Raw genomic sequence first — 18,945 nt, forward strand, 5'->3', positions numbered from 1 at the left:
GCCAGGGCCGCGGGCGTAGCACACTTGTGCGCATGCCCCGCCCCGAAGGGACCCTCACACGTGGGACGACGGCGCCCAACCGGCTGCGCCGCGTCGACCGCTGGATCACCGGCGTCTACGGCCCGCTGCTGCGGCGGCACGACCGGCCGCTGGTCGTCGACCTGGGCTACGGCGCCTCGCCGGTCACCACCGCGGAGCTCTTCACGCGGCTGCGTACGGTCCATCCCCGGGTGGACGTCGTCGGGATCGAGATCGACCCGGCCCGCGTCGCCGCGGCGCGGCCGCACCGGCGCGAGGGACTCGACTTCCGGCTCGGCGGCTTCGAGCTGCCGGTCGGGCGGCCTCCGGCGCTGATCCGGGCGTTCAACGTGCTGCGCCAGTACGAGGAGGCGGAGGCGTGGGCGGCCTGGGACCGCCTGTGCGCGCGGCTGGCCCCGGACGGCGTCCTCGTGGAGGGCACCTGCGGCGAGATCGGGCGGCGGGCCGTCTGGGTGGCGCTGCAACGGCAGGGCGCGGTGCGGCGGCCCGGCCGCGCCGTGGCCGTACCCCGGACCATCACCTTCGCGGCGCACGTGGCGTCGCTGCCGCGCCCCTCCACGCTGGCCGAGCGCCTGCCCAAGACCCTCATCCACCGCAACGTGCCGGGCGAGCGCGTCCACGACCTGCTCTCCTCGTTCGACCGCGCGTGGGCGACCGCCGCGCCGCGGTCGGTGTTCGGCCCCCGTCAGCGCTGGATCGGCGCGGTCGAGCTGCTCGCCCGCGACCATCCGGTCCACACCAGGGCGCCGCTCGGCGGGCGCGCCCGCTGGCGGCTCGGCGAGGTCACGCTCCCCTGGTCCGCCGTCGGCCCTGACCACGGCGCCGCCCGAGCCTGACCCGGCGTCAGAGCCCGCGCCGTGCCGTACGCCCGGTGGCCCCTGTACGCAGTCGGGCAACGTTGACCATTCCGTCAGGGCCGGCAGCGACCAGGGCTTGACCAGGCGTGACGCCGCCGCCATTCGGATGCCGGAAGTCAGGACTTTCGGCCATGGAAGCCGTCCCCGAAGCCGGTCAACGGTGGAACTACCGACTCGGCACTTCTGAGGAGATGGTTCTCATGCGTGAAGGCCACGAGATGCGGTGGGGTGGCCTGGCCGGCATCGGCGCCGTTGTCCTGGCGATCGTCGCGCGCATCGTCATGGGCGGCGCACCCCGGAGCACCGACACGATGGGTGTGATCGCCTCGTACCTGAACGACAACCGGGGCAGGATCCTGCTGGCGGTCATCCTCTACTCCATCGCGATCGCGCTGTTCCTGTGGTTCGGCGCGACGCTGGCCACCGCCTTCCGTCGCGCGGACGACACCAGTGACGCGCCCTCGGTCGTGCTCGCGGGCTTCACCCTCGTCTCCGCGCTCGCCTTCATCGCCATTTCGATGTTCGGCGCCGCGACGTACGCGCTGACCGTGCATGCCGGCCTGCTGATCCTGGCCGCCGTGCCGTACAGCACCTCGACGGTCATGGCCACCATCGCCGGAATCGCGATGGCACTGCCGCTGGCGGCGGTCGCGCTGGCCATCATGCGCACCCACGTCTTCCCGATGTGGATGGCCTACTTCGCCGGCATCGTCGCGCTGGTCTCGCTCGTGTCCGCCTTCACGGTGTGGGCGACCAAGGGGGCGTGGGCGCCGGGCGGCTGGATCCCGACCTACATCCCGATGGTGCTGCTGGGGCTGTGGATCCTGGCGGCGAGCGGACTGCTCGTCCGTGAGCACCTGCCGATGATGCGCCGTTCCCGTACCCCGCACGTCATGGGGGCCTAAGCCGGGGGCGGGGGCGCCGATGCCATGGGGCGTCCCCGCCAGAGGGCCCGGCGCGGAGCCGTCCGCGCCGGGTTCTCAGCCGTCCAGCGCCCGCTCGAACGCCTCGACGACGTCCGGGGTGAACAGGACGAACCGCGCCTCCTCCACGGGAACCTCCGTCTCCCGTACGGTGCGGACCGCGATGCGCGCGGCGTCGTCGAGCGGCCAGCCGTAGACGCCCGCCGAGACGGCGGGGAAGGCGACGGTCGCCGCGCCGAGTTCGGCCGCGACCCGGAGCGACTCCCGGTAACAGGAGGCGAGCAGTTCCGAGCGGTCCTCGGACTTGGCGTAGACCGGGCCGACCGTGTGGATCACCCAGCGCGCCGGCAGCCGGCCCGCCGTCGTGGCCACGGCCTGACCGGTCGGCAGGCCCTTGCCGTACCGCGAGGCGCGCAGCCCGCGGCACTCCTGGAGGATCTCCGGCCCGCCCCGGCGGTGGATCGCCCCGTCCACACCGCCCCCGCCGAGAAGCGAGGAGTTGGCCGCGTTGACGATCGCGTCGGCCTCTTCGCGGGTGATGTCCCCCTGTACGAGCGTGATGCGCATGTGACCTTCCCCGAGCGAGCGGATATCACCTCCGCATCCGATCACATCAGGAGGCCGCCGCAAGGATCGGCTTACGCATCCGGACCAGTGGAACGGGTGTGCCGCCGGTGGGATCCTCGACATGCTCGATCGGCACGAATCCGACAGCCTCATAGAGCGCCCGGCCCGACAGGGTGGCCATGAGCTCGAGCGAGGCGAACCCTTCGGCCGCGGCGGCGGCTTCGCACCGGGCGAGGATCAGCCGGCCGACGCCCCGGCGGGCGAAGCTCGGGTGGGTGTACATCGCCCGCACCTTGGCCGGGTCCTTACGGGGATCCAGAAGCGCCGGGTCTCGACCGCTGGAGTGATCGCCCCCGTACAGCGTCGCCCGGCGGCTCCAGCCTCCGCATCCGGCCACCTGCCCGTCCAGTTCGACGACGAAGTAGGTCCCGTCGTCGATGAGCTGGCCGTCGATGCCCATGATCGACCGGCTCGACTCGATCTGGGCGGCGTCGAGAAACCCCTTCTGCAACTCCTCGATGGCGGCGGCGATCAAGGGCAGGAGCGTGGGTACGTCCTCGCGGCGAGCGAGACGACTCGTCAGTGCCATGACCCCTCCTGCGTGCGGCCTCATCCGGCTGTCATTCAAACATCACCGCCTTCACGGCCGGTGCTTCCCACCGCTGCTGCGCCGTCTCGGTACCGCGCGCGGCACATGTCGATCGCTCGCGGAGGTACGCCGCCCGACCCCGATCGACATGTCCTGAGCATTGCCCTGGACGGATGCCGCTCCCCCTGAGCCAGGGGCGGAACCGGACGCAGACCCGCCGCCATGGCCGATCCGGCAGTAGCCCGAGTACAGAAAGCCTCGCTCGAACGGCTCTCCGAGGTCCAGCTCGATGTTCACATGGCTCGGGAGGTCGTTGAACGCCATGTTCGGGAGGATGAACTCTCTGCCGGTGTATCTCTGCCGGACCGTCTGCTCGGCGGCGGGCTTGCAGACGAACGGGTTCGCGTAGGTGTTGTACCCGAGCCCGACTCCGGTGTTGAGGAATCCGACGTCCTGACACTGGTACAACACTCCGCGCAGCGCGGCCGCGTTCCTGGGTCCCGGGTAGTTCGAGGCGAAGTTCTGGAAGCACGACTTCGACTCGCCGGTGGTGTACGGGGAAGGGCCGGCGGCCGCGATCGCGCCGAGAAAGGACCTGTTACAGCCGATCTTCGGCGACAGGTCCTGCCCTCTGAGCAGCGCGGCCCGCCTGCAGCCGGTCACCGTCTGGAACGCGCCGACGACGTCTTCGTTCGGGCGGAGCCGGGAGTACGCGAGGACGAGGTCGATCTGGGCCGCGAGCGGATACGCCCCGGTGTCGCCGAACTCCTGGTCGAGGATGCGGAACCACGTCTCGAAGCTCGGCACCTGGACCTGGGTACCCGGAGGCAGGGTGTAGACCGCGAGGTCCGTCGGGTCGTCGTAGTTTTCAAGGCCCGGAAACCCGACATAGGACAGGATCCCGATGCCGACCTTCGGTGGATCGTCACCGTAGATCCTGCGCAAGACCAGGTAGCGCTCGAGATTGGTGTTGGAGACCGCCCAGGCGTACCAGAAGCCGCTGGGATAGATCGTCGTGCTGCCGCGAGGGTGTGTCGTGGCGAAGAGAAAGGGCGAGACGCATCGAACCTGCCGGTTGTTCCATGCGGTCAGGTACTCACCTGGTGTGGAGATGCAGCCCACTTTGACCTGGGCCGCCGCTCTCGTCGAGTCTGAGGGCGCCGTCCAGGTCACGGTGAGCGCAAGGACACCGGCCGCGACGGCGCGAGACGATATCCGGGCGGCCGTCGGATGCTTGAGGTTCATGAACGCTCCTTAGGCCGATCGGCCGATCGGCCGATTCCGGCCGGATCAAAACGGGTCGGGCTACCTCCACCAATGTCGAGGACAGGAGTGATGCCGAGCCGGTGACGTGACCGTTGATTGCTTGACACGGAACGAACCGAGGCGAAGACCGCACCCGGGCAAAGGTCTGCGGCTCGCTCCTGGGAGGGAACCGCGGCTCCGGTGAGCCTGTACCACTGCGTCGAACGGTGGGGCTCGGGAGCCCTATGATCTCACCGCGCAGATCTTGATCATCTGTCCGGCGGCACGGACAACAAGCGAGAAAAAGGTGCGGTATGAGCTTCATAACCAAGGCATTCGAGATCAGCGAGAAGGGCCTTGATGCCGGCGTGGAGGCCGTCGAGGAGTGGAACGAGCATCGGCACGCGCAGAGGCTGCTGCTCAAGCTGGGCGTGGCCGTCTACGCCGAGCAGCGTCTGGGCCACGACCACGACACGGTGGAGCGCATCCTGAAGGCCCTCGATGGCCATGTCGCCGAACACGGCGAGGTCGAGCTGGATCATCTGCGGGTGGCCAAGGATGTGCTCGGCGAGGAGTTCGTCGCCGAGCACGCCGGCGACGAACCGGCCGGCGGCGAACTCGCTGCCGATGCCGCCGTGACCACCCCCACCGCCTGAGCGCACACCCTCGTCCCGCGCCAGGTAGGCGAGTGTCGCCGACGGCAGGACGCCGTTGTCACTCAGGACCCGGTGGCGCCGCTGCCGGCGCGGGCGGCCGGGGAGGGGTACGCGCGTTCGTGCCTTGAACGCGGCGCATGGGCGGTTCACGGTGTGGCGCGGAGGCCGTCCATCAGGATGTTCAGCAGGCGGTTCGCCCTGGCGTCGTGTTCGGGCGGGCGGGCCACGGTGAAGATGCCGATGAGGCCGGCGGCGAGGTCCTCGGCGGTGACGTCGGGGCGGAGTTCGCCCGTCGCACGGCCGGCGTTGAGGATTTCGTCGATGGCCGTGAGCAGCTCGGCCTGGGTCCGAGCATGGGCGATCTCACCCGATTCGATCATCGCGAGCAGCGTGTCGAGCATGCCGTTCTTGGTCGCGATCCAGTCCCCGAACAGCTCCATCCAGCGTCGTAGCGCCGCGGGCGGGGGAAGCCGGGCGAGGAGCTCGCGGGAGCCGTCGGTGAGCCGCGCGACCTGATCGCGGTAGACCGCGTCGACGAGGGACTCGCGGGTGGGGAAGTGCCGGTAGAGCGTGGCGATGCCGACCCCTGCCTCGCGGGCGATCGCGCGCATCGACGGTTCGGTGTCGGCGGACACGAACACGCGGGTCGCGGCATCGAGGAGCTGGGCGCGGTTGCGAGCCGCGTCCGCTCGCGGTACGCGAGTCTCCGGCTCTGTCAAAACGGATCACGCTCCGGTTGGGGTACGGTGCTCCCTATAAACGGAGCATAGTCCGTTTCTCGTTGCCTTCATCCGCCGCCCAAGGAGAGCACGTGAGCATGGGACAACCGAGCGCCGACACGTCGGCGACCACGAGCCGGGCGGTCCGGCTCGCGTCATTCGGCGGCCCCGAGGTCCTGGACCTCCGCGAGGTACCCGCACCGCAGGCCGGCCCGGGGCAGATCCGCGTGCGGGTCACCGCGGCCGGGCTGAACCCGATGGACTGGTTCATGACCTCCGACGCGGAGACCGCCGCCCGATTCGGTTTGAGCCTGCCGTCCGGGTTCGGAACCGACTATGCCGGGGTCGTGGACCAGGTCGGTGACGGCGTGACCGAGTTCGCGGCCGGCGACCGGGTGTTCGGCGGCGCCCTCTCCCGTGCGGTCGCCGACCACGTGGTGATAGACGTGGCAGGGACCATCGCGGCGGGCGGCGACGCGCACCACACCCCCGACGGCGTCGACGACCGCATCGCCGCGGTCCTCGCCATAGGCGGGTGCACGGCCGCCGCCGCGCTCGCCGTTGTCGAACCCCGCCTGGGCGACACGCTGCTCATCGGCGGCGCGGGAGGCGGGGTCGGCGTGTTCGCCGTGCAACTCGCCCGCATCGAGGGCGCGCGAGTGATCGGGACGGGATCGGCGACGTCGGCCGACGCCCTGCGTGCCCTCGGAGCCGAGCCGGTCGCCTACGGCGACGGCCTGGCCGGCCGGCTCCGTGCCCTGGCTCCCGCCGGCGTCACCGCCGCCATCGACCTGTACGGGACGGAGACGGCGCAGGCGGCACGAGAACTCGGCGTTCCGGACGAGCGCATCACCACCATCGCCGCACAGGTCGACGGAATCACCCCGGCGAACGGCGCCAACGCCGCCCCCGGCGCCATCGAGGAGATCGCCCGCCTGGTCGCGGCGGGCCGGCTCCATGTGCCCATCGCGGCGAGCTTCCCGGTCGAGCAGATCCGCGCCGCGGTCGAGCTTCAAGCCGGCCGGCACGTGCACGGCAAGGTCGTCATCGACCTCTAGCTCTCGCCCGCTGAGTCGGCCTTGGGGGTTCTCGCGCGCACGGGGTGTCAAGCGGCCGGTGCTCGGTGGCGGCGCCGGTGTCGCGGCCGGTGGGCCGCGGTGGCCGGTCCCGGCAGGCCGCGCGCACGGCCGATCCTCGTTCCGCCGAGCGCGCATTCCCGGATACGCCCGCCGCGGCCGCCCGGTCGATACTGATCACATCAGCGTCTCCTCGTGGGGGTAGGGACATGCCGGGACCGGCGACAGAGCGGCGGCCGTCCGTCGCGGAGTTGACCGAACGGCTCGCCGAGCTCGTGTCATGCGAGTCACCGCCCGGTTCGCTGCCGGAGCTGGCCGCGTGCGCCGACCTGCTGGCGGAATGGGGCGAGCGCGTGCTCGGCCGGCCCGCGAGCCGCGTCATGCGCGAGGGCCTGCCGCACCTGCTGTGGTCGGCGCCGGAGCAGGACGTGCTGCTGCTCGGCCACTTCGACACGGTCTGGCCGTCCGGCTCGATCGAGGACTGGCCCTTCACCGTCAGCGGCGGCACCGCGACCGGGCCCGGCGTCTGCGACATGAAGGGCGGCATCGTGCAGATGCTCGCCGCCCTCGCCATGATGAGGGACACCTCGCGGGTGGGCGTGCTGCTCACCTGCGACGAGGAGACCGGCTCGGGCACCTCCCGGCCCATCATCGAGCGCGAGGCCCGCCGCTCGGGCGCCGTCCTGGTCTGTGAGCCGAGCACGCCCGAGGGCGAGCTGAAGGTCGCGCGCAAGGGCGGGTCGATGTACCGCCTCACCGCCCAGGGCCGCGCCGCCCACGCCGGTGTCGAGCCCCACCGCGGCGTCAACGCCACCGTCGAGGTGGCCCACCAGGTGCTGGCCGTACGGGATCTGGCGGCGCCCGACGAGGGCACGAGCGTCACGCCGACCGTGGTGTCGGGCGGCACCACGACCAACACCGTGCCCGAGTCCGCGACGGTCTGCGTGGACGTACGGTCCTGGACCCGCGACGAGCTGGACCGGGTGGACCGGCGGATCCGCGCGCTGGCCCCGCGGCTCCCGGAGGCGACGCTGACCCTGGGCGGCGGCGTCAACCGCTATCCGCTGACGCCCGAGGTCGCGCTCCCCCTGCTCCGCGTGGCGCGCGCGGCGGCCGAGGACATCGGCATGCCCCCGCCGGACGGCGCGCACGCGCCCGGGGCCTCCGACGCCAACTTCACCGGCGCGCTCGGCGTGCCGACGCTCGACGGGCTCGGGTCGGTCGGCGGCGGTTCGCACGCCCGGAGCGAGTACATCGAGGTCACGTGCATGCCCGAGCGTTCCGCGCTGCTGGCGGCGCTCATGGAACGCCTGGTCGCGTGATCGAAGCCCTCTCGCGGTAGGCGTCCGCCCCGCTTAGGGTTGCCGGGAGCCGTGACCACGGCCTTCGCGCGCGACCCCGAGGTGCCCCCGAAATGACGCCTGAGCACGCCCCGGACCGGCCCCGGTTCGGGGTGGAAGAGGAGTTCTGGGTCGTGGACGCCACGACCCGCCACACGGTGCCGCGGGCCGGCGCCGTGATCCGCCGGGCCGGGCCGTTACTCGGCGACCGCGTGGGCGGTGAGATCACCGAGATGCAGGTCGAGACCCGGACCCGGCCCTGTCACACGCTCGACGACCTGCACGACCAGCTCCGCGAGGCCCGTACGCTCCTCGCCGCCGCGGCCGCCGAGGAGGGGCTGCGGATCGCCGGCGGCGGCACGCCCGTGCTCGGCCCGATGATCCCCTCGCCGATCACGCAGGGCCCCCGGCAGGACCTCGGCAACGCGACCTTCCGCGGCCTGCACCACGAGCTGGGCATGAACGCCGTGCACGTCCACGTCGAGGTGCCCGAGCGCGAGCGCGCGCTGATGGTGAGCAACCATCTGCGCCCCTACCTGCCCACGCTGATCGCGCTCACGGCCACCTCGCCGTACTGGGACGAGCGCGACACCGGGTACGCGAGCTGGCGGACCCTGCTGTGGCAGCGCTGGCCGGTGGCGGGACCGCCGCCGTACTTCACCTCCGAGGCGCACTACGAGGAGCTCATCGCCTCCTTCGAGGCGGCCGGCGCCATCGTCGACGTCGGCACCGTCTTCTGGGACATCCGGCCGTCGTCGCGCCTGCCCACGCTGGAGGTGAGGGTGGCCGACATGCCGATCACCGCCGAGGAGTCGGCGCTCCTTGCGGCCCTCGTACGCGCGCTGGTGGTGACCGTGCTGCCACTGGTCGACGCGGGCGACCGCGGGCCGGTCGTGTCGCCGGAGACGATGCGGCTCGCCTACTGGCGCGCGGCGCGCGACGGGCTCGGCGGCGACGGCATCGACCCGCGGACCGGGCGGCCCGCGCCGTCGGCCACGCTCGCCCGGCGCCTGCTGGAGACCGTACGGCCCGCGCTCGGCGGCGACGCCGGACGGGTGGCCGCCTGGCTGGACGGCCTGGTCGAGGACGGGGACGGGGCGACGCGGCAGCGCCGGGCACGGGAGCGCCAGGGTGGCCTCGCCGGCGTGGTCGACCACGTCGTCGCGCACACGGCGCCCGCCGTACCCCAAGAGAGCACGTCACAGTAAGGGCGGCGCGGGCGGCTGGGTGATCCTGGAAACGCTCACCCCGATCGGAGGCGTTCCCGTTGACCCAGGCCGCTTCGCCCCCCACCGTTCCGCTGAAGCACAGCCGGCTGCCGTCGGCCGACGCCGTACGGGCCGTGTGGACCTTCACCCACCTGATGGGCACCCGCAGGTCCGTACGGGACTTCTCGGCCGACCCCGTGCCGGACAGCGTCATCGAGGCGGCCGTCAGCGCCGCCGCGAGCGCGCCGAGCGGAGCGAACGTCCAGCCATGGCGGTTCGTGGTCGTGACGAGCCCGCAGCGCAAGCGGCGGCTGCGGCTGGCCGCCGAGGCCGAGGAGCGGGAGTTCTACGACCGCCGCGCGACAGAGGACTGGCTGGAGGCGCTCGCCCCGATCGGCACCGACTGGCAGAAGCCGTTCCTGGAGACCGCGCCCGCGGTGATCGTGGTCTTCGAGGTGCACCAGGGCCCGAACAGCCCCAAGCCGTATTACGTCAAGGAGTCGGTGGGCATCGCCGTCGGCCTGCTCATCGCCGCGCTCCACCACGCGGGGCTGGTGACGCTGCCGCACACGCCCAGCCCGATGCGCTTCCTCAACGAGGTGTGCGACCGCCCGCGGGAGGAGCGGCCCTACCTCGTGATGCCGGTCGGCTATCCGGCCTCCGGCGCACGTGTCCCCGACCTGGACCGCAAGCCGCTGAACGACATCATGATCCGGTGCTGAGCGACTCGGCGAGGAACGCCCGCAGCGGCGCGACGTGCCGGTCGGGGCGACGCCACTCGGCGAGCAGGTCCTCCAGCAGGTGCCGCTCGGCGACGAGCCGCCCGCCGGAGTAGCGCCGGATGACCGGATGGATGAAGGCGCTCTCGGCGGCGCGGCCGGGCTCGGGATGCCGCTCGATGGCGAAGACGTCGGCGTACTCATCGCGTCCCCAGCGCAGGGCGACCGTGTAGCAGTCGCCGAACCGGGACACCGCGTACTCCTCGGGCAGGTCCTCGTAGTGGCGCATCCGCCCGGTCGCCTCGTCGGCGACCAGCACGTCGCACAGGAACTCGAACTGCGTCCAGAGGGCCGAGCTCCAGTTCACCCGGTCCAGGATCAGCGAGGTCAGGGCATCGGGGTCGGCCGCCACCTCGGTGGAGGAGAGCGGGACGCCGTCGTAGCGCTCGCGCAGCAGCGTGGTGAGGGTGCGCAGGTTGTAGCGGAACCCGTCGATGAACGCCGACGACGCCCGCTTGAAGTCGCGGTCCTGGGCGATGGTGCCGGCGAAGTACAGCCCGTCGACGTCGGTGGACTGCCAGTCGGGGCCCAGCTCCGGCATCCGGTCGTCGCGGACGAGCCGCGGGCGGCAGTCCGGGGCGAAGACGGAGGTGTCGACGCGGAATCCGGTGCAGCGGAGCACCGACTCGTACTCCAGCGTGGCGCGCTCGTCCTCGGCGTGGGTGTAGGTGATGTCCACCTCGAAGCGGCCGTCGACCGGGCGGATCTCGTCGATGGTGCAGTCGAGGACCGAGTGCAGCGTCTTGAACTGGTAGCTGTCGAGCACCGCGCCGTGGTGGGCGCGCACGTCGCCGGGGTGCTTGGTGTTCCAGGCGAGCCGCAGCGGCCGGCGGCTGGCCAGGTGCACCATGGCCGCGTGGCCGAGCATCGAGGCCGCGGTCTCGAACGCGGAGTTGCCCTTGCCGACGATGAGCACCCGCTTGCCGGCGTACGCCTCGGGGTCCACGTCCATGTCCTCGTACCCGGTGGCGTACTCGATCCCCTTGATCGGCGGGGTGTAGGGCGCGCCCCAGCCGGTCGCCACCACGACGCACCGTCCGCGCAGGTCGCCCCTGCTGGTCCGAACGAGGAACCCGTCACCGTCCCGCTCGATCCGCTGCACCGTGCAGCCGTACCGTACCCCGAGACCGTGCCGTTTCTCGAAGTCGGTCAGGTAGCGCACGAGGTCGTCGGCATGGGGGAAGTAGTCGCGGCTGTACTCGGGGAACTTCGGCCCGCCGGCGTCGCTGAGCAGGGAGTTCCAGTCCCAGCGCAGCTTGATCTCCGGATCGTCGCTGGTGGTGTGGACCTTGTTGAGCGAGATCAGCCGGCGGTGCCGCGGATAACGCCGGAAGAAGCCTCCGGGGCCGTCATCGCGCTCCAGCGTCACGTGGTCGGCGCCCGCGCGCCGTAGGTAGTGGCTCAGCTGCAGCCCGGCCGGGCCGGCCCCGATGACGATGTACTGCCGCCGCTCGGCATCCAGATCCGCTGGCTCCGACACGTCCGCCTCCGCCTTGCTCCGGGGTCACCGCGACTCCGAAACTACCGGCGGATATCGGGTTTGTCCCGTACGCCGGTCACAGCACCCGGTCGGTCCAGCCGGCCGCCTCGGCGCGCAGGATCGCGGTCGTACGGCGGTGCAGCGCGGCGAGGTCGGCCCGCCCGTCGCCGTCGAGGCCGTCGCCGGACGGGTCCGCGCCGGACAGGTGCCGCCGCGCCTCCTCGACGTCCGCCGTGATGACGGCTCCGCCGTCCTCGCCGGGGACCGCGTAGTGGTGCGGCCCGACCCGGCTCGCCGGCGGCAGCCGCGTGCCCCCGTGGACGACGCCGCCCGCGCCGAGCCGTGTGCCCTCCCCGGTCACCGCGCCCGGCAGGACCAGGACGCCGGCGCCCACGTGGCACGCGTCCCCGATCAGGCAGCCCTCGAGCACCGACAGCGGGCCGACCAGGGTCTCGGCGCCGACGCGCACGGGGAAGGCGGGCCGGTGGAGGCCGCCGGACGAGCGCACCACGGCGCCGGACATCACGACGACGCCCACGTCGAGCCGCACCTCGGGACCGGAGCTCTCGATCACCGCGCCGTAGCCGATGACGCAGCCCTCGCCGATCAGCACATTGCCGATGATCTGCGCCGACTCGGCGACTCGTGCGTCACGGGCCACGATCGGGCCGACGCCGTTGCGTTCCACCAGCACGTCCGCACCCTATCCGGCCGGTCCGGAGTAGCCTGGTCACGGCGCTCAGGGCGCCTCCGGTCCGCGGAAAGGGCGAAACCCACCTGCGCTGCGATACCCATGGGCCCACGCCTCCTTTCAGCCTGACGAAGCGGACGGCAGGCACGAGAAGGGAGGTCGCCGTGCCGACCATCAGACTCCCCGCCGACGCCCGCCTGGACGGTCTCCGTGACCGGGCGCGCGCGCTTCAGCGCGCCGTGCGCGCGGGCGACGCCGCCGCCCTCGGACGCGTCGCCGCGCGGCACTCCGCCGAGGTCTCCCCCGGCGCGTTCCCGCTCTCCCTCGCCCGGCTCGTCATCGCCCGCGAGCACGGCTTCGCGAGCTGGCCCCGGCTGAAGCGGCACCTCGACGTCCTCGCCCGCCACCGGCGCGACCTCGACCCGGCGGCCCGCGCCGACCCGGCCGAGGAGTTCTGCCGCCTGGCCTGCCTCGCCTACGACGGCGACGACGCGCCGGAGCGCCGGGCGCGGGCCCGGCGGCTGCTCGCGACGCGGCCGGACCTGCCGCGCGGGGACATCGGGGCGGCGGCCGCCGCGTCCGACCCCGACGCGGTGCGCGACCTGCTCGCCGGCGACCGGTCCCTGGCCCGCCGCGAGGCCGGCCCGTACGCGCTGCCTCCGCTGCTCTACCTCACCTACTCCCGGCTCGACCCGGAGGTGCGCGAGGAGCCCGTGCTCGCCGTCGCCCGGCTGCTGCTGCGGGCAGGCGCGGACCCGAACGCCGGGTTCCTGTGGCAGGGCCTGGCGCCGCCGTTCACGGCGCTGACGGGAGCGTTCGGCGAGGGCGAGTCCGGGCCCGGCCGCCAGCCGCGGCACCCGCACTCAAGCGCCCTCGCCCGGCTGCTGCTGAGCGCCGGTGCCGACCCGAACGACGGGCAGGCTCTGTACAACCGCATGTTCCGCCCCGGCGACGACCATCTCGAACTGCTCTTCGCGTACGGCCTCGGCGAGGGCGACGGCGGGCCGTGGCGGGCCCGGCTCGGCGACGCGCTGGACACCCCGGCCGAGCTGGTCCGCGGCCAGCTGACCTGGGCGATCGACCACGGTTTCGCCGGCCGGGTGCGGCTGCTGGCCGCGCACGGCGCCGACGTACGGTCTCCGCTCCCCGACGGCCGCACGCCGGTCGAGGCGGCGGCGCGCGGCGGCCACACCGAGATCGTGACGCTGCTGGAGGCGGCCGGCGCGCGCGGACCGCGGATCACCGGCGTGGACGCGCTGGTCGCGGCGTGGCTGGCCGGCGACCGGGCGGCCGTGGCCGAGGCCGGCTCCGGTCTCCTCGCGCGGGCGAGGGCCGAGCGCCCCGCCCTCGTCGTGGAGGCGGCCGAGGCCGGGCGGACCGCCGCGGTCCCGCTGCTGGCCGAGCTGGGCTTCGACCTCGACGCCCGGCTCGACGCGGCCACGGCCGCCCGGCTGCGCCTCGGCGTGCCGGGCGGCACGGCCCTGCACTGGGCGGCCTGGCGCGGCGACCTCGGCCTGACCCGCCTCCTTCTGGAGCTGGGCGCGGACCCGGGCGTACGGGACGCCAGGTTCGGGACCACGCCGCTGGAGTGGGCCCGTCGCGCCTCACAGGACGCGTCCGCCGAGCTCCTCGCCGACTAGAGCCGGCGCGATGTTGTGGTTCAGGCGGAACACGTTGGCCGGGTCGTAGGCCGCCTTGAGCCCGGCGAGCCGCCGGAGGTCCTCCGGCTCGTACGCCTCGCGCACCTGGGCGGGGTCGTCGTCATAGAGGAAGTTGAGGGAGCGCCCGCCGGTCGCCCACGGCCGCATCGCCGCGAAGACCCGCTCGTGCGCGGCGCGTGCCTCCGCCGAGGCGTCGGCGGACAGCACCCGCAGCAGGTAGGCCGCGTCCCGGTGCCCGACCGCGCTCGGGACCTCGGGTGTACGGGCGAGCGCGCCGCCCAGGTGGCGCAGGTCCACCACGCGCGGGACCGGCGCGTCCGGCCCGGCCTCCTCGAACACGGTGCGCGCCGCCGTGGCGTCGAGGCCGGACAGCGTGATGGCGCTTCCGGAGTAGGCGTGCGGCCGCGTCGGGTCGTTGTAGATCGAGCCGCTTTCGGCGTACGGCATCTCGGCGAGCGTGTCGAGCAGGCGCGGCCCGACGGCCCGCAGGGGCGCCACGAGACGCTCCCCCGACGCCGCGTCGCCGAGGTGGGCGACACGGACGTGGGTCACGTGGCGGCCCCGCAGCGGTTCGGGGACCCCCGGCACGTCCGGGTACGGGATCATCCCGACCGAGGCCGTCGTCTCCTCCGGCAGAGCACGGGTCCACTCGGCGAAGGCGACCAAGGCGCCGGCGGCGAGGTCTCGGGGGAAGAACAGCCCTCCGCCGTAGAGCCGGGTGACCGGTACGAGGCCGATCCGCAGCCCGGTCACCACGCCGAAGTTGTCCCGCCCGCCGCGCAGCGCCCAGAACAGGTCCGGCTCCGACTCGGCGGTGACGTGCCGGAGCCGGGCGTCGGCGGTGACGACGTCGATCTCCCGTACGTGGTCCGCGGCGTAGCCGTAACGCCGGGACAGGAGTCCCAGGCCGCCGCCGAGCGTGTAGCCGATCGCGCCGGTGTGCGGGGCGCTGCCGTTCAGCGGCGCCAGCCCGTACGGCGTGACCGCGCGGACCACCTCGTCCCAGCGCGTACCGGCCTCGATCCACGCGGTGCGCGACGCGGCGTCCACCCGGACCCCGGTCATCCGGCGCGTGCTGATGAGCACGCCGCCGTCGGCCGGGACGGACAGCCCGTGCCCGGTCGCCTGCACCGCCACCGGGAGCCCGCGCGCGGCGGCGTAGGCGACCGCGGCGCGTACGTCGTCCGCCCCGGTCGCACCGGCGATCACGGCGGGCCGATGCCGCCGCGCGGTCTGGAAGCCGCCGCGCTCCTCGTCGTATCCGTCGTCGCCGGGCCGCAGCACCGGGCCTCGTATCTCCGGTTCAGAGCTCATCCCGTCCACGGTGGTCGCGTGCGGGCCATAAGTCCAAGAGCAGGTAAGTCTGGTGACTAGCATCGTTCGTTATGGAGCTTCGGCAGCTTGAGTACTTCGTGACCGTGGCCGAGGAGGCGAACTTCACGCGGGCGGCGGCCCGCCTGCACGTCGCCCAGCCCGGTGTCAGCGCCCAGGTCCGCCGCCTCGAACGCGAGCTCGGCGAGGAGTTGCTCGACCGCTCAGGGCGTACGGTGCGGCTGACGGAGGTGGGCGCCGCGGTGCTGCCGTACGCGCGTGCGGCGCTGGACGCGGTGTCGGGCGCCCGCGACGCCGTGGCCGAGTTCACCGGGCTCGTGCGCGGGCACGTCACGGTCGGGATGGTCTCCTCGATGTCCACCCACGACCTCGACCTGCCCGGGCTGCTGGCCGACTTCCACGACCGTCATCCGGCGGTGGAGATCGCGCTGTCCGAGGCCGGCTCCAGGCTCCTTCTGGACGGGCTGCGGGCCGGGCGGCTCGACGTGGCCTTCGCCGGCCTGGCCGCCGATCCCCCGCCGGACGTCGCCGTCCACGTCTTCTCCGACGAGCCTCTCGTCGCGATCGTCGGCCGGGAGGACCCGCTGGCCTCCGTCGAGACGATCACGCTGGCCGAGCTCGCCGGGCACTCCCTCATCGGCCTTCCTCGCGGCACCGCCATCCGTACGTGCGTGGACGACGCCTTCGCCGCGCTCGGCCTGCGGCCGCACTTCGCCTTCGAGGCCGGCGACCCTCGTCTGCTCGCGCGGCTCGCCGGCCGGGGTCTCGGTGTGGCCGTCCTGCCGGAGTCGGTGACGTCCGGCCGGGCCGAGCTGCACGCGATCGCGCTGCGGGCCGGGCGTACGGGGGCGGCTGGCGTTCGCCTGGCGGGCCGGAGGACCGGCCGGGCCGGCGGCGCGCCGGTTCGCCGAGCACGCGCGTACGGCCCTCAGGAAATGAGACAGGGCCTGCCGAAGCGCGTCCGCATCCGGCAGGCCCTGGAACGGGGGGCCTGTCAGTTGTCGCTGTGGCCGATGGCCAGGCCGCTCTCGGGGTCGAAGAAGTGCAGGCTGCGGTTGTCGACCGCGAGCTCGACCTGCTGGCCGGGCTGGATGCGGGAGCGCGCGTTGACGCGAGCGGTCCACAGCGCGCGGTTGGCGGACAGCGGCAGCGTCGCGGAGTCGTCGCCGTCGGTCGCGTCCTGGGCCAGGTCCGTCGCGTCCTTGTGCTGCACCGGCGGGGCGTCGATCGAGAAGATGACGTTGATCTCGCTGCCGAGCTCCTCGGTCAGGTCCGCCTTGGCGTGGATCCGCGCCCAGTCGGCGCTGGCCTGCGAGGCCTCCTCGAAGTCGGAGGGCCGTACGCCGAGGATGACCTCGCGGTCGAAGTAGTCGTCCAGGCCGGGCTTGGCGGCCAGCGTCTCGGCCGGGATCGGCAGCTTGGAGCCGGCGAACACGGCGTGCGGGCCGTCCTCGCGTACGAGCTTGGCCGTGACGAAGTTCATCGCGGGCGAGCCGATGAAGCCGGCGACGAACAGGTTCACCGGGTTGTCGAAGAGGCTCTGCGGGGTGTCGACCTGCTGGAGCTTGCCCTCCCGCAGCACGCAGACCCGGTCGCCGAGCGTCATGGCCTCGACCTGGTCGTGCGTCACGTACACGGTCGTGACGCCCAGCCGCTCGTGGAGCTGGCTCAGGGAGGCGCGCATGGACACGCGGAGCTTGGCGTCGAGGTTGGACAGCGGCTCGTCCATCAGGAACGCCTGCGGCTCGCGGACGATCGCCCGGCCCATCGCGACACGCTGCCGCTGACCGCCGGACAGGTTGCGCGGCTTGCGCTCCAGGTAGTCGTTGAGCCCGAGGATCTCGGCCACCTCGTCCACGCGCTTGCGGATCTCCGCCTTGGGGACCTTGCGCAGCGTCAGTCCGAACCCGATGTTCTGGCGGACCGAAAGGTGCGGGTAGAGCGCGTAGCTCTGGAACACCATCGCCACGTCGCGGTCACGCGCCGGCGTCCGGTTCATCAGGCGGTCACCGATGCGGAGCTCGCCTCCGGTGATCTCCTCAAGGCCGGCCATCATCCGCAACGCCGTCGACTTGCCGCATCCGGACGGTCCGACGAGCACCATGAACTCGCCGTCCTTGATGTCCAGGCTCAGCGAGTCAACGGCCTTGTTGCCGGCCGGGTAGGTCTTGTCAAGCCGATTCAGCGTGATCGCGGTCATATCGGCGGTCTCCTTTCGGGCGGGTCACGGCCCGTGCGGCGCGACCCCTGAACGATGAGTGTGAGGGCTACTACGTAGGTCTGATGTCGCTGGACGACGGGCGTCCGGGGTCGGGCGGAACATGCCAGCGGATCTCGGCCCAGGAGACCTGGCCACCGGCCGCCGGCTCGTGACCGGCCTGGTCGGCGAGCACGTTGACGATGACGAGTCCGCGGCCGCACTCGTCCGCCTCGCCGGTCGTCCGCGACTCGGCCCAGGAGGTGCTGCCGAGGTCGCTGACCTCGATCCGGGCCCAGCCGGCCCCGCCGCGGATCCGAAGGGTCAGCAGGGAGCCGGCCTCGCCGCTCGGTGTGTGGCGGATGGCGTTGGTGACCAGCTCGCTGGTGACGAGCTCGAGGTCGTCCAGCCGCGGTGAGTCTTCGTGCGTGGCGCGGACGAGCTGGCGGGCGACCGCCACGATGGCGGGCACACCGGGGAAGGAGATCCGCCAGTCGAGTGGCGCGTCGTCGTCGAGAGAGTCGCGAGTCGGGTTGATGTTCACCGGAAGCGGCTCATCGGCCGCGCGGCGCCGCCCGGCCGGTGCCTGGTGGTTCGTCATTCGGCCACCTCCGTGGCTCGATCGCAGGCGCCGGAGATCCCGGAGTCCGTCCCCCCGCCTCGGGCGACCCAACGTCACAGGGTCATCGATCATGGATCGCATCTCGACTCCTCCCATGTCGGCCGCATATACTCGTATACATGCTTGTTATATATTGACGTTATCTACTAGTCAATAGAGGATGCCGAGATTGTGGGCACCAGTGGCGCTTGACAGAGCGCCCTAACATGGCTGACATGTAGGTAGGAGAAAGGGGGTGGGCGTAGATGCGACCGGTGTTGCTGGCGCTGCTGGCCAAAGAGCCGGCTCATGGTTATGAGCTGAAGCAAGCGCTCGAACAGACCTTCGGAGGCGCTTACCCCTCTCCGAACATCGGCCAGATCTACGTGACGCTCGGGCGGCTCGAGAAGGACGGCCTCGTCCGCAGCCAGGACGTCGCACAGGCCAGCCGGCCGAACAAGAAGGTCTACGAGCTCACCCCGGCCGGCCGTGACGCTCTCGCCTCGTGGGTCGATGAGCAGAGCGACGGCCCGCGGCTGCGCGACGACTTCTTCGTCAAGCTGGCCCTCGCCCCGATGACCGGGGCGGCCGACCGCATGACCCTGATCAACAGGCAGCGGCGTCATCTCTTGAACCTCATGCGCGGCCTGTCGGACCTCAGCGCCACCACCGAGCGCGACAACACGGTCGCCCTCCTGCTCATCGAAGGCGCTCGCCTGCATCTCCAAGCCGACCTCGACTGGCTGGAGCGCTGCCAGGAAGAGCTCACCTGAGCGGTCGCCCCCAGGGCCTGCACCGGAAATGTCACGCGAACCGGAGTGCGGTTCGCGTGACATTTCCGGCTTCTGCTACTTGACGGAGCCGGCGAGGACGCCCTGGACGAAGTAGCGCTGGAACGCGAAGAACACGGCCAGGGGTACGACCAGGGACAAGAACGCGCCGGGAGCCAGGATGTCGATGTTCCCGGTGAACTGCCGCATCTGGG

The 18,945-nt window shown here is 72.3% G+C and carries 18 protein-coding genes and 2 pseudogenes; 10 read left to right on the plus strand and 10 right to left on the minus strand.

From position 1 onward, the window contains the following. Positions 1–32 precede the first annotated feature (32 nt). Positions 33–875 (plus strand): class I SAM-dependent methyltransferase, encoded by an 843-nt coding sequence (locus QWU11_RS45380; protein ID WP_290120816.1) that lies wholly within the window; start codon positions 33–35, stop codon positions 873–875. Positions 876–1,096: 221 nt separating this feature from the next. Further along, the gene (locus tag QWU11_RS45385; RefSeq protein ID WP_290120817.1) at positions 1,097–1,801 is read left to right on the plus strand and encodes a hypothetical protein; all 705 of its coding nucleotides are present in this window, start codon (positions 1,097–1,099) and stop codon (positions 1,799–1,801) included. A gap of 75 nt (positions 1,802–1,876) precedes the next feature. On the opposite strand, the gene QWU11_RS45390 is transcribed toward QWU11_RS45385, so the two are convergent. The 3 genes from QWU11_RS45390 to QWU11_RS45400 are packed head-to-tail and all read right to left on the minus strand — an operon-like array spanning position 1,877 to position 4,220. Beyond that, the gene (locus tag QWU11_RS45390; protein WP_290120818.1) at positions 1,877–2,386 is read right to left on the minus strand and encodes an O-acetyl-ADP-ribose deacetylase; all 510 of its coding nucleotides are present in this window, start codon (positions 2,384–2,386) and stop codon (positions 1,877–1,879) included. A gap of 46 nt (positions 2,387–2,432) precedes the next feature. Next, entirely contained in the window at positions 2,433–2,975 is a 543-nt protein-coding gene (locus QWU11_RS45395; RefSeq protein WP_290120819.1) for a GNAT family N-acetyltransferase, read from the minus strand. A 51-nt stretch (positions 2,976–3,026) separates the two neighbouring features. Further along, positions 3,027–4,220 (minus strand): hypothetical protein, encoded by a 1,194-nt coding sequence (locus tag QWU11_RS45400; protein WP_290120820.1) that lies wholly within the window; start codon positions 4,218–4,220, stop codon positions 3,027–3,029. 314 nt (positions 4,221–4,534) lie between these two features. Between QWU11_RS45400 and QWU11_RS45405 the strand changes: the two genes are divergently transcribed. Continuing rightward, entirely contained in the window at positions 4,535–4,876 is a 342-nt protein-coding gene (locus QWU11_RS45405) for a hypothetical protein (RefSeq protein WP_290120821.1), read from the plus strand. A 146-nt stretch (positions 4,877–5,022) separates the two neighbouring features. Here the strand turns inward: QWU11_RS45405 and QWU11_RS45410 are convergent, their stop codons facing one another. Beyond that, a complete protein-coding gene (locus tag QWU11_RS45410; protein ID WP_290120822.1) occupies positions 5,023–5,595 on the minus strand; it encodes a TetR/AcrR family transcriptional regulator in 573 nt (190 codons plus the stop codon). Positions 5,596–5,693: 98 nt separating this feature from the next. On the opposite strand from QWU11_RS45410, the gene QWU11_RS45415 reads away from it, so the two are divergent. From QWU11_RS45415 to QWU11_RS45430, 4 genes are all read left to right on the plus strand, one after another. Beyond that, positions 5,694–6,653 carry an NADP-dependent oxidoreductase gene (locus QWU11_RS45415; protein WP_290120833.1) on the plus strand — a complete coding sequence of 320 codons (960 nt, stop codon included), beginning with the start codon at positions 5,694–5,696 and terminating at the stop codon, positions 6,651–6,653. Positions 6,654–6,880: 227 nt separating this feature from the next. Then, positions 6,881–7,993: a M20 family metallopeptidase gene (locus tag QWU11_RS45420; RefSeq protein WP_290120823.1), complete on the plus strand. Its 1,113-nt coding sequence runs from the start codon at positions 6,881–6,883 to the stop codon at positions 7,991–7,993. Between the two features lie 92 nt (positions 7,994–8,085). After that, entirely contained in the window at positions 8,086–9,219 is a 1,134-nt protein-coding gene (locus QWU11_RS45425; RefSeq protein WP_290120824.1) for a glutamate--cysteine ligase, read from the plus strand. Positions 9,220–9,278: 59 nt separating this feature from the next. Further along, positions 9,279–9,941: a nitroreductase family protein gene (locus tag QWU11_RS45430; RefSeq protein WP_290120825.1), complete on the plus strand. Its 663-nt coding sequence runs from the start codon at positions 9,279–9,281 to the stop codon at positions 9,939–9,941. Here QWU11_RS45430 and QWU11_RS45435 read toward each other — a convergent pair. Both QWU11_RS45435 and QWU11_RS45440 read right to left on the minus strand, forming a co-directional pair. Beyond that, positions 9,925–11,478 (minus strand): NAD(P)-binding domain-containing protein, encoded by a 1,554-nt coding sequence (locus QWU11_RS45435; RefSeq protein WP_290120826.1) that lies wholly within the window; start codon positions 11,476–11,478, stop codon positions 9,925–9,927. The two genes, QWU11_RS45430 and QWU11_RS45435, sit on opposite strands and share 17 nt — an antisense overlap. Before the next feature lie 76 nt (positions 11,479–11,554). Next, a complete protein-coding gene (locus tag QWU11_RS45440) occupies positions 11,555–12,172 on the minus strand; it encodes a hypothetical protein (RefSeq protein ID WP_290120827.1) in 618 nt (205 codons plus the stop codon). Positions 12,173–12,333: 161 nt separating this feature from the next. On the opposite strand from QWU11_RS45440, the gene QWU11_RS45445 reads away from it, so the two are divergent. Beyond that, the gene (locus QWU11_RS45445; protein ID WP_290120828.1) at positions 12,334–13,809 is read left to right on the plus strand and encodes an ankyrin repeat domain-containing protein; all 1,476 of its coding nucleotides are present in this window, start codon (positions 12,334–12,336) and stop codon (positions 13,807–13,809) included. Here the strand turns inward: QWU11_RS45445 and QWU11_RS45450 are convergent. Next, entirely contained in the window at positions 13,774–15,144 is a 1,371-nt protein-coding gene (locus QWU11_RS45450; RefSeq protein WP_290120829.1) for an FAD-binding oxidoreductase, read from the minus strand. The genes QWU11_RS45445 and QWU11_RS45450 overlap by 36 nt on opposite strands. Before the next feature lie 71 nt (positions 15,145–15,215). Between QWU11_RS45450 and QWU11_RS45455 the strand changes: the two are divergent. Next, positions 15,216–15,935, plus strand: a pseudogene (locus QWU11_RS45455) (LysR family transcriptional regulator); the annotation flags it as partial. Positions 15,936–16,156: 221 nt separating this feature from the next. On the opposite strand, the gene ugpC reads toward QWU11_RS45455, so the two are convergent. Then, on the minus strand, positions 16,157–17,362 hold the full coding sequence (ugpC, locus tag QWU11_RS45460) for a sn-glycerol-3-phosphate ABC transporter ATP-binding protein UgpC (protein WP_290120830.1): 1,206 nt from the start codon (positions 17,360–17,362) through the stop codon (positions 16,157–16,159). Positions 17,363–17,432: 70 nt separating this feature from the next. Beyond that, on the minus strand, positions 17,433–17,960 hold the full coding sequence (locus tag QWU11_RS45465) for an ATP-binding protein (protein WP_290120831.1): 528 nt from the start codon (positions 17,958–17,960) through the stop codon (positions 17,433–17,435). A gap of 266 nt (positions 17,961–18,226) precedes the next feature. On the opposite strand from QWU11_RS45465, the gene QWU11_RS45470 reads away from it, so the two are divergent. Further along, positions 18,227–18,733, plus strand: a complete 507-nt coding sequence (locus QWU11_RS45470; RefSeq protein ID WP_290120832.1) for a PadR family transcriptional regulator — start codon at positions 18,227–18,229, stop codon at positions 18,731–18,733. Between the two features lie 75 nt (positions 18,734–18,808). On the opposite strand, the pseudogene QWU11_RS45475 reads toward QWU11_RS45470, so the two are convergent. Beyond that, positions 18,809–18,945 (minus strand): annotated as a pseudogene (locus tag QWU11_RS45475) (carbohydrate ABC transporter permease); the annotation flags it as partial.

The organism is Actinomadura sp. DC4 (assembly GCF_030406325.1).
GTDB lineage: Bacteria > Actinomycetota > Actinomycetes > Streptosporangiales > Streptosporangiaceae > Actinoallomurus.

Bases quoted from the DNA above. Each gene is read 5' to 3' on its own strand.
- QWU11_RS45465 (WP_290120831.1), bottom strand. From the start codon at position 17,960: ATGACGAACCACCAGGCACCGGCCGGGCGGCGCCGCGCGGCCGATGAG.
- QWU11_RS45420 (WP_290120823.1), top strand. From the start codon at position 6,881: ATGCCGGGACCGGCGACAGAGCGGCGGCCGTCCGTCGCGGAGTTGACC.
- QWU11_RS45425 (WP_290120824.1), top strand. From the start codon at position 8,086: ATGACGCCTGAGCACGCCCCGGACCGGCCCCGGTTCGGGGTGGAAGAG.
- QWU11_RS45385 (WP_290120817.1), top strand. From the start codon at position 1,097: ATGCGTGAAGGCCACGAGATGCGGTGGGGTGGCCTGGCCGGCATCGGC.
- QWU11_RS45390 (WP_290120818.1), bottom strand. From the start codon at position 2,386: ATGCGCATCACGCTCGTACAGGGGGACATCACCCGCGAAGAGGCCGAC.
- QWU11_RS45395 (WP_290120819.1), bottom strand. From the start codon at position 2,975: ATGGCACTGACGAGTCGTCTCGCTCGCCGCGAGGACGTACCCACGCTC.
- QWU11_RS45405 (WP_290120821.1), top strand. From the start codon at position 4,535: ATGAGCTTCATAACCAAGGCATTCGAGATCAGCGAGAAGGGCCTTGAT.
- QWU11_RS45380 (WP_290120816.1), top strand. From the start codon at position 33: ATGCCCCGCCCCGAAGGGACCCTCACACGTGGGACGACGGCGCCCAAC.
- QWU11_RS45450 (WP_290120829.1), bottom strand. From the start codon at position 15,144: ATGAGCTCTGAACCGGAGATACGAGGCCCGGTGCTGCGGCCCGGCGAC.
- QWU11_RS45400 (WP_290120820.1), bottom strand. From the start codon at position 4,220: ATGAACCTCAAGCATCCGACGGCCGCCCGGATATCGTCTCGCGCCGTC.
- QWU11_RS45470 (WP_290120832.1), top strand. From the start codon at position 18,227: ATGCGACCGGTGTTGCTGGCGCTGCTGGCCAAAGAGCCGGCTCATGGT.
- ugpC (WP_290120830.1), bottom strand. From the start codon at position 17,362: ATGACCGCGATCACGCTGAATCGGCTTGACAAGACCTACCCGGCCGGC.
- QWU11_RS45415 (WP_290120833.1), top strand. From the start codon at position 5,694: ATGGGACAACCGAGCGCCGACACGTCGGCGACCACGAGCCGGGCGGTC.